This window comes from Chitinophaga sp. (assembly GCF_035761305.1).
Classification (GTDB): Bacteria; Bacteroidota; Bacteroidia; order Chitinophagales; family Chitinophagaceae; genus Chitinophaga.
This window is the reverse complement of the sequence record NZ_DASTRI010000103.1, coordinates 1-18,018: the sequence shown is the minus strand read 5'-3', so window position 1 is coordinate 18,018 and position 18,018 is coordinate 1. Positions and strand designations below refer to the sequence as shown.

Sequence of the window (18,018 nt, the reverse complement as noted above, 5' to 3'; positions counted from 1 at the left end):
TGCCCGCTTTTATGCGCAGAAGCGTTCCGGCAGGTTCCTGTACAAAGGCGTAATGCTGGATAAGGTAGTGGCAGACCTGGAACGGTATTACAATACCACCATTAATACCGATGAAAGAATACGCCGCTGTATATTCAACGGAGATTTTAACACAACCGATGATATAGATAAGGCACTTACATTAATTGCAATATCATTAAACGCAAATATTCGTAAGGACAGTAGTACCAACAGCTACACAATATCCGGTGGCAGCTGTTTATAGAAAAGGCTGCAACAAATAACACAGCAAAGAAACAACCTAGTTGAAACTGAAAACCAAACTCAATCGCCAGTATGAAACATTCCCTATGCGAAAAACCGGGTAATCATTAACCGTAAACGTTAATCCAACGGAAAGCCCTGTTTTGCAGAGAATTTACTGTTTTCTGGTTTCTTTAAATAACCGGAATGGGCAGCCTTTGCCCGGTACTGCGCAGTTGTGCATAATAGAAGTAATACAAGAAAATTAGAGTCAACCAAAAACTAATCAAATGATGGAGCTATTATTATGGCAACCGATACCCGGTTAGTCAAACATTATTTACAAGGTTAATAATCCGTAAAAACGTTGCGCTGTTTTACAGCTGCTAAACTATTGCCTGGCTCTCTGATGGGCCGGGACGGACTTCCTATTTCCTGAACGGTACAGGTGTTTTGCTTAACTGCGGAACGCCAACGGGGAAGGTATGCCCTGTTGCCTGCACTAAATGCTAATATACAACAAAGTGAAACATGCACATTAAAAAGAGGCTCTTTTTTAAATTATCATGGATGCTCCTGTTATTGCTGGGCGCCGTAAAAAGCCCGGCAGCAGGCGTAAAGAGCGCACAGAATGCGCTTGACAAAAAGATAACGATAGAACTAAAGGATGTAGTGCTGAAAGAAGCGCTGGAAAGGATTTCCGACCTGGCGTCTATCTCGTTTGTGTATGTAAACACCGAAGCCCTGGAAGCCAACCGGGTAAGCCTGCATGCGCATGATGAAAAGGTAGGCGCGCTGCTCGACAAGCTACTTACGCCGTATGCGCTGTCTTACTCCGTAGTGTACGACCGTGTTGTGATCCGCAGGAGCGAGCGGAAACAGTCACGGCCTGTGGAGTCTTTATCCATCACCGCCATTACCACGCCACAACAAAAGCAAACCATTGATGTGAAAGGCGTGGTAACATCCGGAAAAAACGAGCCGCTGATAGGTATTTCCATTGGAGTAAAGGGCACTACCCGCGGCACCATCACCAATGAAAAAGGCGAGTTTGAGCTGAAACGCATTAACAGTAATGCCACACTGGTGTTCAGCGGCACCGGCTATAAGCAGGAGGAGCGCAGCCTGGCACAGTTCAGGGGCGGGCTGCTAACGGTTAAGTTAACGGAAAAGCCCACACGCCTGAATGAAATAGTAGTAACCGGCTTCCAGAATATCGACAAGAACAAATTTTCCGGCGCAGCCACCCGCCTGAAAATGGAAGACGCCAAAATGGATGGCGTGGTGGATGTAAGCCGTATGCTGGAAGGCCGCGTTGCCGGTGTGGCCATCCAGAACGTGTCCGGCACATTTGGTACTGCCCCCAAGGTGCGCATACGCGGCGCCACCTCCATTAACGGGGATAATAAGCCCCTATGGGTGGTAGACGGGGTAGTGCTGGAAGATGTAGTGAACATATCCAATGATCAGCTGTCCAGCGGTGACCCTACCACCTTGCTGGGATCTGCTGTTGCCGGCCTTAATTCAAACGATATTGAAAGCTTCGACATCCTGAAAGATGCCGCTGCTACGGCGTTATACGGCGCACGCGCCATGAACGGCGTAGTAGTGATCACCACCAAAAAAGGACGTGTAGGTAAACCCGTAGTAACATACACCGGCAACTTCAGCACACAGCTGAAGCCTACTTATGGCGACTTTAATATCATGAACTCAGCGCAGCAAATGTCTGTGCTGGGAGAGCTGGAGCGTAAAGGCATTCTCAGCTCCGACATTCTTTCCCGGGGAGATGTTGGTGTGTTTGGTAAAATGTACGAAAGGCTGAACGGCGACGACAACGGCAATGTGCCGCTGGAAAATACGCCCGAAGCCATGCGCGCCTTCCTGATGCGTTACGGCCGCGCCAATACCGACTGGTTTAACCTGCTGTTCCGGAACAATTTTATACAGGAGCACTCCATTAGCATATCGGCAGGCACCGAAAAATCGCAGTCTTATTTTTCAACCAGCTACTACAGCGATAACGGGTGGACCATCGGGGATAAGGTAACGCGGTACACGCTGAACTACCGCAATAACTACAAGTTTTCCGACCGGCTTTCCGCCGGTTTCTCCACTTTAGGTTCCGTACGCCAGCAACGCGCCCCCGGCGCGCTTTCGCGTACCAGCAACCCGGTGGAAGGGCAGTATGACCGCGAGTTTGATATAAACCCGTTCAGCTACTCCCTTAACACCAGCCGCACCTTAACAGCTTACGACGAACAGGGCAACCTGGAATATTTCAGGCGAAATTTCGCACCGTTTAACATCATTAACGAGCTGCAGAACAATTACCTGAGCCTGAACATGATTGACCTGCGCCTGCAGGGCGATCTGAATTTTAAGATCAATGACCACCTGCGCTATGAGTTCGTAGGCGCGTTACGGTATGTAAAATCATCGCGCGAGCACCAGATCACGGAAAACGCCAACATGGCCAATGCCTATCGCGCTGCAGACAATGCCACCATTGCACAAAACAACAAGTTCCTGTACCGTGATCCCGATAACCCCGACGGGCAGCCCATTGTAGTGCTGCCTTACGGCGGTTTTTACAACCGATCTGAAGACCAGCTGGTGAACTATGATTTCCGCAACAGCATCACTTATAACAACACTTTTGCCGGTAAGCACAATATAAATGTGCTGCTGGGCCAGCAGGTAAAGTATGCCGACCGCCAGGCTGCTTCCAATACCGGCTACGGCTACCAGTATAATAATGGCGGTGTACCTTTCATTGACTACCGTATCCTTAAACAAACCATAGAGGGGAATTTCCCTTATTACGGCATGGGCAAAGACTATGACCGCTTTGCCGCTTTTTATGCAACCGGCACTTATGCCTTTGATGAGCGGTATAACCTCACAGGCACTGCACGGTATGATGGTTCAAACCGTCTTGGTCAGTCGCGCAAAGCGCGCTGGCTGCCCACTTGGAGCGTGGCAGGTTCATGGAATATGGACAGGGAGGCTTTTATGCAACGGGTAAACGTGGTTGACTACCTGACGCTAAGGGCGAGTTATGGCCTTACTGCCAGTATGGGGCCTGCCACCAACTCCAACATTGTGTACCAGACTATCAACACCAACCGGCCGCACCTGAACGAGGTGGAGTCTGTGATTGCTTTGGCCCACCTGCAAAACGATGATCTTACATGGGAAAAATTATACACCACCAATATAGGTGTGGATGCGGGCCTGTTTGACCGGCGCTTAACGCTGAACATGGATCTGTACACCCGCCGCAGCTTTGACCTGATCAGCATTATCAAAACATCCGGCATAGGCGGGGAAGTAATGAAAGCCGCCAACTATGCCGACATGAGCTCCAAAGGCGTGGAATTAATGATAGGAGGAGAGATCATCCGGCGCAAGAACTGGGGCTGGCGCACTAATCTCACCTTCGGGTACAACACCAATAAGATCACCAACGCAAAGAACATTCCTTCCATTTTTGACCTGGTAGTAGCAGAAGGCGGTAACAGGGAAGGCTACCCTGTACGCAGCCTGTTCTCACTGCAGTACAAAGGGCTGGACGGTTACACCGGCGTGCCCACCTTTGTGAACGAGCATGGGGAAAATAAATCCGACGTGTACCTGCAGGACCTGAACACCAGTTACCTGGTATATGAAGGCCCGGTAGATCCGCCGGTAACCGGTGGGTTCTCTAACACCTTCCACTATAAGGCGCTTTCGCTGAATGTTTTTTTCACTTACCAGTGGGGTAACAAAATACGCCTGTACCCGGCTTTTAAAACCAGCTACTCCGACCTGGATGCCATGCCCCGCGAGTTCTACGACCGCTGGGTAATGCAGGGCGATGAAAAATCAACCCAGGTGCCGTCCATTGCCGATGCTTTTGAGCAGCTGCTTTTTGCCGGCGCACATCCTTACAACAACTACAACTATTCTACGGAAAGAGTAGCCAAAGGCGACTTTATCCGGTTGAAAACAATATCGCTCACCTGCCAGGTGCCGCAACCGCTGATCAAACGTATCGGGTTAAGCAATGCAGCTGTTACTGCCGCTGCCATTAACCCCTGGCTGATATATGCAGATAAAAAGCTGAAAGGGCAGGACCCGGAATTCTTTAACTCCGGCGGGGTGGCGCAGCCTATACAAAAACAATTTACGCTTTCATTAAAAGTCGGAATATAAAAAGAGGACAGTATGATAAAACAACGTATGATCTTATCTGTGATTGTCGGGCTGCTGGCCTTTACCAGCTGCAGGAAATACCTGGAGCAGGTGCCGGACAGCACACGGACGGACCTCAGCACCCCTGAAAAGGTGAGCCGCCTGTTAGGCACCGCCTACCCGAAATCCAGTTACATCACTTTTTGCGAAGCCATGTCGGACAACGTTGCCGATAAAGGAGTAGGACAGGTAGAGCGGGTAAATGAAGATCCTTTCCTGTTCAATGACGTACGCAACGATAAGGAAGACTCGCCGGAAGCGTACTGGGACGCCTGCTATAAAGCTATTGCCGCAGCCAACCTGGCGCTGGAGGCCTGCGACAAGGCCGGCAATACGGAAGCATACCGCCGGCAGCGTGGTGAGGCCCTGGTTGCCCGTGCCTATGCGCACTTTATGCTGGTAACCTTTTTCTCCAAATTCTACGATGCGGCTACCGCGGCCTCCGACCCCGGCATACCCTATGTTACAGTGCCGGAAACAGTAGTGTTTAAACAGTATGAGCGTAAAACAGTGGCCTATGTTTATGAGATGATTGAAAAAGATCTGCTGGAAGGGCTGCCCCTTATCAGCGATGATGGCTACGCGGTTCCGCGTTATCACTTTAACCGGGCTGCCGCCTATGCTTTTGCCACCCGTTTTTACCTGTTCAAAAAAGATTATGAAAAGGTGGTAAGCTATGCCAGCCAGGTGTTCCCGAATAACGACCTTGCCAGCAACATGCGGCCCTGGAACACTACCTATGCCAGCATGTCGCCGGAACAGCTGTGGAACCAGTACACGCTGGCCACGGAAAATGCCAACCTGCTGCTGGTGGAAACCGCCTCCCTTTACGGCCGTTACGGTGCACGCTACCGTTACGGGCTCGATTATGCGCATGAGATTAACATACTTACCTACAATGTAACCGGCGGCCGGTGGGTGTACCCTGTGTACTACTATGGCAACCAGGACTACTTTGTGCCCAAGCTCTCCGAATACTTTGTAAAGGCATCTGTAAACGCGGAAATAGGCGATCCCTATGTAATGACGCCGCTGTTCACAACGGAAGAAGTTTTGTTTAACCGCGCGGAGGCCAATGCTTACCTGGGCAATACCAATGCCGTGCTGCAGGATCTGAACCTGTTTGCCAGCAAAAGGATTGTCCAGTACAATGCATCCGCCTATGCCATAACTACCGCTAAGATCAGGGAGTACTACGGCATATCCGATGTAAAGGCCGGTCTTATACAAACCATCCTGGATTTTAAACGCGCTGAGTTTATACAGGAAGGCATGCGCTGGTTTGATATACAACGCTACAAGATGCAGGTAACCCATTATACCGCCGACGGGAAAACGCTGGTGCTTACGCCCGATGATAAACGCCGCGTGCTGCAGATACCGCAGGCGGCCACCACATCGGGCATTGAGCTGAATCCGCGTTAGGCAACAACCATAAACCGTATTAAAATGAAACCAGTAAAAATACTCCTGCTTTGCTTATCACTCGCTTTCCTGGCAGCCTGCTCCAAGGATGATGACCTGGGCAATATAGAAGACATTCCCGGCCTGGGCGGCGATACCTGGGCTAAAAGCCCGCTGGACCAGTGGCTGTACGACACGCTTACAAAGCCTTACAACATTGCGGTGAAGTATAAATGGGACCAGTTTGAATTTGAGCTGGGCAAAACCCTGGTGCCGCCGAAGGAAGAAAAGGTGATACCGGTTATGTCGGCCATTAAGCAGGTGTGGATCAATACCTATATAGCAGAAGCAGGAGAGATCTTCTTCAAGCAATACAGCCCCAAGTTCTTCATCCTTTCGGGCAGCGCCAGCTGGAACGCCAACGGCACCATTACGCTGGGTACTGCAGAAGGCGGGCGCAAAGTAGTGTTATACCTGCTCAACGAGTTCCGCACCAAAAACATGCCCGGCTATGAGCCCCGCGACTCTGCTACCGTAAAGCAGATGTTTCATGTAATAGAGCATGAGTTCGGGCACATCCTGCACCAGAACGTAATGTACCCGCAGGAATACAGGCGCATAACTGCCGGTTTGTACACCGGTAACTGGAATAACATTTCTGATTACGAGGCCCGCCGCGACGGGTTTGTGACCGCGTATGCCATGTCGGGCTACGACGATGATTTTGTGGAAATGATTTCCATTATGCTAACAGAGGGCAGGGGCGGTTTTGACGTGATCGTGAACAGCATACCGCCCGGCGCCAGCATTAACGGCACCAGCCAGGCAGATGCACAGGCAAGGCTGCGTAAAAAGGAAGCAATGGTAGTAGACTATTTCAAAACCGTGTGGAAAATAGATTTCTACAGCCTGCAAAGCAGAACGCGTAAAGAGATCGTGAAGCTGCTGTATTGATAAATCACGCTGTAAGCGCCCGCGTAAGCACTTACAAGGTAAAAGCAATATTATGAAACGTTACCTGTTATATTTTTTACTGATCGTAGCTGCTTTTTCCGCATGTAAAAAAGAGGACGATCCCATTTTCGATAAATCGCCGGACGAGCGGCTGAACGAAACCCTGGCCAAATACCAGCAGGCCATGGTAAACGCCCCGTACGGCTGGAAGCTGCTGGTATACCCGTCCGGTGTACCTAACAGCGTGTTCAGTTTTTACTGCCGGTTTAATGACGCCAACCGGGTAACCATGTTCTCCGACTTTGACGCTGCTACTTCCGTTGAGCTGAAAGAGAGCAGCTACCGGCTGAAAGCCTTGCAGCAGCCCGCACTGCTGTTTGATACCTATTCTTATATACACCTGCTTTGCGACCCTGACGGCAGCGTGAACGGCGGTGCTTACGGCCTGGGCCTCAGCTCCGACTTTGAGTTTTCCCTGGACGGCATCGCGGGCGACAGCATACTGCTCACCGGCCGGCTGCATAACAGCAAGGCATATATGGTAAAGGCCACGCAGCAGGAGCAGGAAGCATATACCAGCCTGCAGCGTAACCGCGCGTTTGAGAACATTGCCAGGTTCCTTACCTACTTTAAGCGTATAACCGTTTCCGGTACCCAGTATGAAATAAAGGCAAATATCTATGCCCATACCATCACCTTTTCCTGGAAAGACGCCAATGGCAGCACACAGGAAGTACAGGTAGGTTTTTATTATACGCCCACCGGCATTGCATTATCACCTGCATTTACAGACGGCGCTACCACCATTGCCAGCCTGGATGGCATAGCCTGGAACCAGAACACACAAACCCTGAAAGGCAACGCAGGCAGCAGCAGCTTTACCATCAGCGGCTTTGCCCGCCCATTGTCAGTAGACAGTACTGCTGCGCAACGCTGGTGGCAGCAGGGACTTGACCAGGAGTACTGGGTTTCATTATACGGCTTTCATGTAAACGGTGTGGAAGACGCTTACCAGGTTACCACGCTGCCGGATTATTACTTCATGGGCTACTGGCCGAAGTTTGGCACCAGCGGCGGCAGCCCGTATGACCTGCTGGGCTTTGTAACCCAAACCGGCGATCAGCAGCCCGCATTGTCCTATGGACCGGCATTTAACCCTGCATTCAAAACAGATGGCCGGGTAACATTCACTTACCTGGGCGACCTGGGTACCTATCCGCCGGAAACAGCGCCTATTGCAAAAACCATCAGCAAGCTTATAGACGCCAATGGTTTTTACCTGGTGCAAACAGGGCCAAAGCGCTATGATATGGTAAGCGCAAGGGATGGTAAGGCCTGGATCACCTGGGAACGATAACCGCCACCCATATAAACATCAACCAAAACAGATAAAGAATTGAAATGTTATCAACCCAATCATTTTGCGAAAAACTTGCTTTATGAGAAAATTCATTTTTACACAGCTGCTTAAAATAGCGCCTTTGTGCTGCTGCCTGCTTTTGCTGGCTGCCCGTTCAACGGCGCAAACAGACATCAGCATTGGCACCGGTACTACAGGCAATGGTTCCACCTTCTCTTATCCCTGTCCTTTGCAGGATTATTATGAGGGCAGCCGTGCGCAATACCTGTTCCGCGCCGCCGAGCTTACCGCAGCAGGCATGGGCCCCGGTATGATCACTGCAATCAAGTTCAATGTAACAGACCTGAACGATGCCGGTGTTGTAGAACAATATGCGCTGAAAATTGCTACCACTACATTAAGCACCCTGGGCGCCACTACCTGGGAGCCTACCGGCAGCCCGGTATACGGCCCGGCAGACTACCAGCCGGTAACAGGCGTTAATACCTTTGCTTTTACCACGGGCTTTTTCTGGAACGGTACGGATAATATTATCGTAGAAGCATGTAACGGCGGCGATGACTGGACCGCCAATCCAACAATACCCTGGACAACGGGCCTGTCCTTCAATGCATCCCGCTCCTATGTAACGGACAACCAGGGTAGCCTGTGCGGTACTACTACCACCAGTACATCCGGCACAGCTACTACCCGTCCGAATATCATTTTTACCTGGACGCCCGCATCGGCCTGTACCGGCACGCCTAACGGCGGCACTGCGGTAGCCAGCGTAAGCAGCGTGTGTTTAAATGAAAGCTTTAACCTCAGCCTTACCGGCGCTACGGTAGCTTCGGGCTTAAAGTACCAATGGCAATCCTCCGCCAACAATACCACCTGGACCAACATTCCCAACGATACCACTTCCGGCATTACCGCCACGCAACCTGCCAGCACTTATTACCGTTGCATGGTTACGTGTACCAATACCGGTTTGTCAGCCCCGTCTGCCAGCGTATTTGTGGCTTCGCCCACACTGGTAGCCGGTAATTTCTTCATTAACAAAGCTAACCCCACCGATCCTGCGGGAACGCATAACTTTAACTCTTTTAACGACGCTTATAACTACATCAAGTGCGGCATTAACGGCCCGGTGGTTTTTGACGTGGTAGCAGGCAGCGGCACGTATAATGAGCAGCTGAACATGTTGCCGGTACCCGGGGCTTCCGCCACCAACACCATCACGTTTAACGGCAACGGGCAAACGCTTTCCTACACCTCCGCTAACGGCAGCCAACGGGCTGTTATTAAGCTGGATGGTGCAGATCACATTCAATTCAACAACCTGGTGATTACTGCCGGAGGTAGTACTTCCTCCGAATATGGTTTTGGCATGCAACTGCTGAACGATGCAGACTCCAACACCGTGAACAACTGTACCATCAATATCAATACCACATCCAGCTCTACCAACTATGCAGGCATTGTTATCAGCGCCTCTGCCACCTCCGCCACCGGAACAGGAGAGGCCAAATGTGACGGCAATACCTTCAGCAATAATACGATTACCGGCGGCTATTATGGCGTTACCATGGTAGGCAACAGCAATTTCGCCAACGGCAATAACCGCTTTACGGGTAATACTATAAAAGATTTCTACTACTATGGTTTTTATATCAGCTATTCCTTTAATGCGCTGATCAGCGGCAATACCATTACCCGCCCTGCACGTACCGACGTAAATGATTTTTACGGCGTGTACCTCACCAACCTGAACACAAAAGACAGCATCAGCAAGAACCGCTTCACAGATCCGTTTGGCGGCGATCCTGCAAGTACAGACGATTTTTACGGCGTGTACCTCACCAGTGTGGATGCGCTCAGCTCCCTGGAAAATATTGTGAGCAATAACCTCATGTACAACATTACCGGCAGCGGCAGTGTGTATGCATTTTATAACAGCAGCTCCGATAATGTATATTATTATCACAATACCCTGGCGCTGGATGGCAGCGCTTCCGGCAGCTCTTATGTTACCAGGGGCTTTTATTTCACCAGCAGCCGTATAGATGGTATTAACTTCATCAATAACATTATTACCATTTCCCGCAGCGGTCCCGGGCAAAAGCATGCGTTGTACTTTGGCAACACCACCAGCACGGTGGTATCTGACAGGAACGACCTGTTTATTGCGCCCGGCGTAACCAATGCCTTTACCGGTTACTTCTCTGCCAACCAGGCCACGCTGGCCAACTGGCAGGCTGCCAGCACACAGGACGCCGGCTCGCTGGCTTCCAATCCCATGTACGCTTCCACATCTACCGGCAATTACAGCCCGGTAAATGCGTCAATAGATAACCGCGGTATGCCCGCAGGTGTTACCACCGATATTAATAACACAGCGCGCAGCGCTACCACGCCGGATATTGGCGCGTATGAATTTACGCCGCCGCCCTGCACCGTGCCGCCTACCCCGGGCACTGCTACCGTGGGCGCTACGCCCGTGTGTGTGAACAGCCGTGTGGCCCTGGGCCTTACCGGTAACTCCGTAGGTTTAACACAAACTTACCAGTGGCAGGTAGGTGCCGCTGCCGCAGGTCCGTTCACGAACCTGGGCGGCGCGCTAACCAACCCCGATACTATTATTGTAGCAGGCGTTACTTCCTATTACCGTGTAGCGGTAACCTGCAGCGGCAACACCGCTTATTCCACTCCCGTGCTGCTTACCGTAACACAGGCCCTGCCCGGCGATACCTACACCATTGATAAGAATGCGCCCGCCAGCACGCCCAAGAACTACCAGAGCTTTGCCGCTGCCAAATCCGCGCTGGAATGCGGTATTGCGGGGCCGGTAGTGTTTAATGTGGTAGCCGGCCGCACGCCTTATAATGAGCAGCTGATCCTGGACTCTATACCCGGCGCTTCTGCCATCAATACCGTAACATTTAAAGGCAACGGCAACACCATTGCTTTCAGCTCGGATAACACAGATGAAAGAGCCGTAATAAAGCTGCGCCGTACTGACCATGTGACTTTTGACAGCCTGAAGATCGATGCCACCGGCGCGGGCTCTTATGGCTATGGCGTGCAGCTGATCAGCAATGCCGACAGCAACACCATCCGCAAGTGCGAGATCATTACGGATATGGAATCCACCTCCTCCGGCTATGCGGGCATCGTGATCAATGCCGATGAAGACGGTGCTACCGGTTACGGCGCTACCCTGTGCGATGCCAACGTAATAGACCACAATACGGTTACCGGCGGCTACTACGGTATTACGCTGGTAGGAGATGAGGATATGATGCTGCTGAACAACAGGATCACCAATAACCTGGTGAAGGATTTTTATAGCAGCGGCATCCGCATCAGCTACACCACCAACACCCTTGTAGAAGGTAACAGCATTACGCGTCCTGCGCGTACGAACAGCAGCTATACGCTAAGCGGTATCAATACCTATGAAGCCAGCAACAAGCTGCTGATAACCCGCAACCGCATCTTTAACGCCTATGGCGCCGACGCCGGCAGCACCGATGATTTCCACGGGCTGTACATCCAGTACACCAGCGCTAACGGCGGTGCGGAAAACCTGGTAACGAACAACATTGTGTATAACATTAATCACGATGGTTACATCTACGGTATTAATAACTACTACACAGATAATACCTACTATTATCATAACACGGTATCGCTGGATAATGCAGCCAGCACCGCCACCGGTTACACCCGTGGTTTTTATGTAACAGGCGACGTGGCCGGCGTGCGTTGCTTTGACAACATTATTACGATTACCCGTGGCGGCACCGGTAACAAAACCGGTATTTACGTGGGTACCTCCAATGCCGACTTCACCTCCGATTACAATGACGTATATGTGCAGGGTGGCGGCAGCCAAAACTACTTTGGCTACTATGGCGGCAACCAGGCCACCCTGGCCGACTGGAAAGCCAATACTTTCCAGGATGGGCACTCCATTAGCATGGACCCCGTGTATGCCGACATGCCCAATGGCAACCTGGCCCCTGTAATAGCGCCGCTGGATAATACCGGCACGCCCGAAGGCGTGGCCATTGACATACAGGGCACTGCCCGCAGCACCACCACCCCGGATATGGGCGCTTTTGAAATATCCATTCCGCCCTGTGTGGCGCCCCCGAATGCAGGTACGGCCGTGGCTAACCCGGATAATAATATCTGCATGGGATCCATGGTGGATCTTACCCTTACAGGCAATACTACCGGTGGCGGGCAAACGTATTTGTGGCAGGCCGCCAAAACAACTGCGGGCCCCTGGCACGGCATTAGCGAAACCCGCTATGTAAAAGAGTTCAGGACAGAGCTGACAATGGAAAACTATTTCCGTTGCCTGGTGGTTTGCGGCGGCGATACGGCTTATTCCGTACCTGCGCACGTGAACATGAATGCCCCGCTGATGTCGGGCAACTACACCATTGATCCTTCCGCACCGGTAAGCACCACCAACTTCCAGTCATTCACACAGGCGGTTGCTGCCCTTGACTGCGGCATAGCCGGTTGGGTAACCTTTAACGTGGTGCCCGGCACCTATATGGAACAGGTACGCATGCACCGCATACCCGGCGCTACCGATACCAGCCGCGTTACCTTCCGGAGCAGCAACCACGCAGCCGGCTCAGTAACGCTCACATTTGCCGGCACCAGCACGGATAACTATGTGCTGCAGCTGGACAGCGCCAATTATGTAACGTACAAAGAGATCACCATTAAATCTACCGGCAGCTCCTATGCCCGCGCTATTGAGCTGGCCCATACCACGTCTTACGACAGTATTGCCAACTGTATTATAGAAGCGCCGGCTGTTACCAGTTCCGGCACAGACAAGGCGGCTATTTATGCAGATGATTTTAAAGGCACGGATAACGTGATAAAGGGCAACACCGTTAAGAACGGCAGCAGCGGTATTTACATTTCCGGTACTTCCAGCTCGGAAATGCTGCCCAATATGGTGATAGACAGCAACACCGTAACCGGCGCCTACCAGTACAGCATTTACACCTACTATACCAGCCGTATTAAGGTGAACAAAAATACCATCAACATTACGGCGCCGCGCGCCGGCACTTCTTACGGTATTTACACCGGCTATGCAGATACTGCATTTGAAGTGACCCATAACGCGGTAAATATCAGCAACACTACTTCCACGGTGTATGGTATTTATACCTACTACAGCGATGGCACAGCCGCCTACCCAGGCAATGTTTCCGCCAACAGGATAAAGGCCCTTAACGGCAACACCGGCACGCTGTATGGCATAGGTGATTACTACTCCAGCTATATAGATGCGGTGAACAACGTGGTAAGCATTAAAACCACCGGCAGCAATGCTTACGGCCTGTATGCCTATGGCGGTGAGAATATTGGCTATTACAATAACAGCATACAAAGCGCATCTACCGCTACCGGCACCAATGCCGCTGCCTATTTCAGCCCGGGCGCTATTGTAAGAACACGCAACAACATCTTTTCACATACCAGCGGCGGCACAGCCATGACCGTAACCGGTAGCCTCAATGATATTAACAGCGATTACAATACCCTGTACACCAGTGGTACAACGCTCATACACCTGAACAGTCCGAATACGGATTATGCTAACCTGCAGGACTGGCGGGATGATGCTGACCTGGATGTCAGCTCCATTGTGTACAAGCCTGCCTTTACAGACGACAGCACCCTGATGCCGGCTATTGACGTGCCGGATGTATGGGCCATTCACGGCCGCGGCGTACAGGTGCCTGGCAACGACCATGATATTAACAACCAACCAAGGCCCGTTACATTAATAGGCGGTGTACCGGACATGGGCGCATATGAGTTTCTGCCCACCGTATTGCCGCCGGTGCTGCCGGCTGTACCTGCCGCTCCCGCACCCGGCATTACGCAAACATTCATGTTTGGCACCGATACCGTAACCAAAATAACCTGGGGGCCCAACGCACCCGATACGGTTGCCGTAAGAAGGTACTCAGGCGTAATACCGCCCAAGGTTGACACCTCCAAAGAGTTCATGTACTTCTACACCGCTATTGCCGCCGGCCCGCAGCCTTACAGCTTTGATGTGCAGCAGTTTTATGTTGACTCCTGGCAGGGCCGCTTCAATAAGCAGTCCGACATACGCCTGGGCCGTACCATAGATACGTCCAATACCTGGGTGGTGAACGACAGCAGCACGGTGCAGGATATATACAACATTATAGCAGATACCACGCTGAACTACCTGAACAAGTTCACCGGCCTGAAAGGTCACCTGCCCGATCCGCCGGCGGTAATACAGCCTGCCGACAGTTCCAACAGGGGCACCCGCTTTTGGGTAGGTTACGGCCATCACCAGTTCTTTACCAGTGATAACAGCCAGGAAATGGTGCTGTACCTGAATGCAGAAGACAGCGCCAATGTAACGGTGCGCATTAACGGCACCTCCTGGGAAAAGCAATACCACATACCCGCCAATACCGTAATCACCAGCGACCTGATACCGAAAGGCGGTCTTTCCGACGCCCGCCTGTTAACGGAAGGCTTGTCAGACAAGGGTATCAGCATTACCAGCGACGTGCCCATTGTAGCTTATGCGCATATTTATGGCAGCGCTTCTTCCGGCGCCACCATGCTGCTGCCCGTAGGCACCTATGCATACGACTACTATACGCTGGGCTCTAAACAGTATTACAGCACCAACACTTATTCATGGTTTTATGTAATAGCCGATTATGACAACACAGTGGTAGAGATCACACCTTCCAACCCAACACTGGCCGGCCGTGCGGCAGACGTACCGTTTACCGTAACCCTTAACAAGGGCGAAGTGTACCAGGTGCTGGGCGCGCTGAAATCCGGCTCCGAAGGTTACGACCTCTCCGGCAGCCATGTAAAATCGGTGTCCAACTCCGCCGGTAAGTGCTACCCGGTAGCCGTGTTCTCCGGCAGCAGCCGCACAGCCTTTAGCTGTACCGGCACAGGCGGCAGCGGCGATAACTTTATACAGCAAAACTTCCCGTCGCAGGCATGGGGTAAGAACTATCTCACAGCGCCAACATCTACAGACGATGATCCGGCAACATTCATGACCAACGTATTCCGCGTGCTGGTTAAAGACACTGCCACAGTGGTAAAACGCAACGGCGTGCCCCTCACCGGTTTAATCAACAAACGTTATTATGAATACACCAGCGACAGCGCCGACTATATACAGGCCGATCAGCCTATAATGGTAGCGCAGTTCATGTCCTCATCAGGCGGTTGCGATAATACCAGCGGCCTGGGCGATCCGGAAACCATTTACCTCAGCCCCATTGAGCAGGGCATCAACAAAGTAGGGCTGTACCGCAATACACAGGAGTCGATAGATGTGAATTACCTGACGCTGATTATACCTACCGCCGGCGTTTCCAGCCTGCTGGTAGACGGCGCCAACACATTTGATCATGTGTACGCGCATCCTAACCTGCCCGGCTATACGGTAGTAATAAAGCGCTGGGATGCAGATGAAGCACAGTGTATTGTAACCAGCGACTCTGCCTTTACCGCCATTACCTATGGCCTGGGCAGCGTGGAAAGCTACGGCTACAACGCCGGTACCCTGGTGAAAAACCTGAACAGCACACCATCGTTCAATAACGTGTACGACAGCAGCGGCATAGCCAATGATTACACCTGCGCCAAAACGCCGTTCCGCTTCTCCATGCTCCTGACATTGAAGCCTACTAAGCTTACCTGGCAGTTCAGCAAAGTAGCCAACCTTTCCTCCAATGCAGATGTGGTGCAGCAGAACCCTGTGCCGGTTGACTCATCTGTGGTGAACGGCCGCAAGTATTTCCGCTATGTGGTAGACAGCAACTATGTGTTCAGCCAGCCGGGTACTTACTATGTACCCATTGTGATGACGCATCCTGAAATTGAAAGCTGTAACAACAGCCTGGAAACCATATTGCCTATTAAGGTAATTGCGGCGCCGGTGGTTGACTTCAGCGTAGCCTTCTCCGGCTGCGTGGGCAATACCGCACAGTTCCGCGGCACGGCCACCACCGCCAACGGTGTAGGCATAGCCAGCTGGAAATGGCAGTTTGGCGACAGCGATACCTCCATTGTACAGGACCCGCTGAAGAAGTACAATGCGCCGGGCACATACAATGTGAAGCTGAATATTATTGCCGCAGAAGGCTGTATAGGCGATACCACCAAGCCGGTAACGGTAAATGCAGCACCTGCCGTAAGCCTGGTGAAAGATACCCTTATTGTATGCGCAGGCTCGAACGTAACCTTTGAAGTGCAGAACCCCGATGCGGCTGCCACCTATAACTGGTACAGCGCAGCCACCGGCGGCACGCTCCTGGGCAGCGGCACAATGCTTACCATACCCGGCATCACGGCCAGCAACAGCTACTATGCGGAAGCGGTGAAGGACGGCTGCACCGGCACCGGCCGCAAGCGTGCATACGTTACCGTATTCCCGCAGCTGGCGACACCGGTAGTGGAAATAGATACCATTGGCGTAAACATGATCCGCTTCAAATGGGCCGCTGTACCCAACGCCACCGGCTACGAAGTATCTACCGACAACGGTATGAACTGGAGCGAGCCCTCATCCGGACCTAACGGGTTAACGCATACAATATCCGGCCTGCAACCCACGCAGGAGGTAGCCCTGGTAGTAAAGGCCAAAGGCTGTGAAGACAAAATATCCGACCCGGTAAGCGGCAAAACCCTGCCCGACGGCATATTCATCCCCAACGCCTTCTCGCCCAATGGTGACGGTTTGAACGATGAGCTGCGCGTGTACGGTTACATTATCAAAGAAATACACTTCATGATATTTAACCAGTGGGGCGAAAAGGTATTTGAAACAAATATGCAGTCAAGAGGATGGGATGGCATGTACAAAGGCAAGATGCAGCCGTCAGGCGTATACATCTACGTGTGTAAGCTGCAGCTGACAGATGGAACAACAATAGAGAAGAAGGGCGCCATTAACCTGATCCGGTAATGTAAAACGCGACGACCATGTTGAAGAACATAACCTATCAAACCCTTAGTTTCCTGGCCGGGCTGCTGCTGCTTAACACAGCAGCCCGCGCCCAGAACCTTTCCAACAAAGGGAAAGAGTTTTGGGTGGCTTACGGGCACCACCAGTTTATGGAACCGGGCCAGAGCAACAGCCAGGAAATGGTGCTGTACCTGAGTGCAGAACAACCCGCTACTGTAACCGTAAGCATTTACGGCACGGCCTGGGTAAGAACCTATAACATTCCTGCCAACACGGTAATAGCCACAGAATATATTCCCAAAGCGGGTTTCTATGATGCCCGCCTGTACTCGCCGCCGCCGTCTTTTGGCGGCACCGGGGGGGAAGGGGTGTTCACCAACAAGGCTATCCATATTGAAAGTAACGTGCCTATCGTAGCCTATGCCCATATTTTCGGCAGCGCCTCTTCCGGCGCTACTATGCTCATGCCCGTGGAAACATGGGGGTATTCTTATAAATCCCTGAACAGCGAGCAGGATTATGCAGACGACTGTTTTTCATGGATGTATGTAATTGCCAATGAGGATAACACCACCATTCAGATCACGCCCACAGTACCCAGCCGCAACGGCCGTGTACCGGGCGTACCTTTTACAGAAACGCTGAACAAGGGGCAGGTGTACCAGCTGATAGGCGCCTCCCTGGGCGGCGGCAGGGGCAATGAGCTTACCGGCACCACGGTAAAATCCATTGCCAATGCAACCGGCACCTGCCATCCTGTTGCGGTATTTTCGGGCAGCAGCCGTACCTACATTTCCTGTGCCGGCGGCTTTCCGGG

Annotated in this window: 6 protein-coding genes and 1 pseudogene; all 7 read left to right on the top strand. The window is 51.8% G+C overall.

All coding sequences use genetic code 11. The annotated features are described in order from the left end of the window. On the top strand, window positions 1-265 hold a 265-nt coding region (locus tag VFS25_RS09230), incomplete at its 5' end, for a DUF4974 domain-containing protein (RefSeq protein ID WP_326461845.1). A 548-nt stretch (window positions 266-813) separates the two neighbouring features. After that, window positions 814-4,440 carry a SusC/RagA family TonB-linked outer membrane protein gene (locus VFS25_RS09225; protein WP_326461844.1) on the top strand — a complete coding sequence of 1,209 codons (3,627 nt, stop codon included), beginning with the start codon at window positions 814-816 and terminating at the stop codon, window positions 4,438-4,440. Window positions 4,441-4,452: 12 nt separating this feature from the next. After that, window positions 4,453-5,904 carry a RagB/SusD family nutrient uptake outer membrane protein gene (locus VFS25_RS09220; protein WP_326461843.1) on the top strand — a complete coding sequence of 484 codons (1,452 nt, stop codon included), beginning with the start codon at window positions 4,453-4,455 and terminating at the stop codon, window positions 5,902-5,904. A gap of 24 nt (window positions 5,905-5,928) precedes the next feature. Beyond that, window positions 5,929-6,837 carry a putative zinc-binding metallopeptidase gene (locus VFS25_RS09215; protein WP_326461842.1) on the top strand — a complete coding sequence of 303 codons (909 nt, stop codon included), beginning with the start codon at window positions 5,929-5,931 and terminating at the stop codon, window positions 6,835-6,837. A gap of 52 nt (window positions 6,838-6,889) precedes the next feature. Further along, window positions 6,890-8,194, top strand: a complete 1,305-nt coding sequence (locus VFS25_RS09210; RefSeq protein ID WP_326461841.1) for a DUF4302 domain-containing protein — start codon at window positions 6,890-6,892, stop codon at window positions 8,192-8,194. Between the two features lie 82 nt (window positions 8,195-8,276). Beyond that, window positions 8,277-17,201, top strand: coding sequence for a gliding motility-associated C-terminal domain-containing protein (locus VFS25_RS09205; RefSeq protein ID WP_326461840.1), 8,925 nt, complete (start codon window positions 8,277-8,279; stop codon window positions 17,199-17,201). 17 nt (window positions 17,202-17,218) lie between these two features. Continuing rightward, window positions 17,219-18,018 (top strand): annotated as a pseudogene (locus VFS25_RS09200) (IgGFc-binding protein); the annotation flags it as partial.

What these genes read in the sequence shown, in the direction of transcription:
- VFS25_RS09225 (WP_326461844.1), top strand. Translation starts at nt 814, where the DNA reads ATGCTCCTGTTATTGCTGGGCGCCGTAAAAAGCCCGGCAGCAGGCGTA.
- VFS25_RS09220 (WP_326461843.1), top strand. Translation starts at nt 4,453, where the DNA reads ATGATAAAACAACGTATGATCTTATCTGTGATTGTCGGGCTGCTGGCC.
- VFS25_RS09215 (WP_326461842.1), top strand. Translation starts at nt 5,929, where the DNA reads ATGAAACCAGTAAAAATACTCCTGCTTTGCTTATCACTCGCTTTCCTG.
- VFS25_RS09210 (WP_326461841.1), top strand. Translation starts at nt 6,890, where the DNA reads ATGAAACGTTACCTGTTATATTTTTTACTGATCGTAGCTGCTTTTTCC.
- VFS25_RS09205 (WP_326461840.1), top strand. Translation starts at nt 8,277, where the DNA reads ATGAGAAAATTCATTTTTACACAGCTGCTTAAAATAGCGCCTTTGTGC.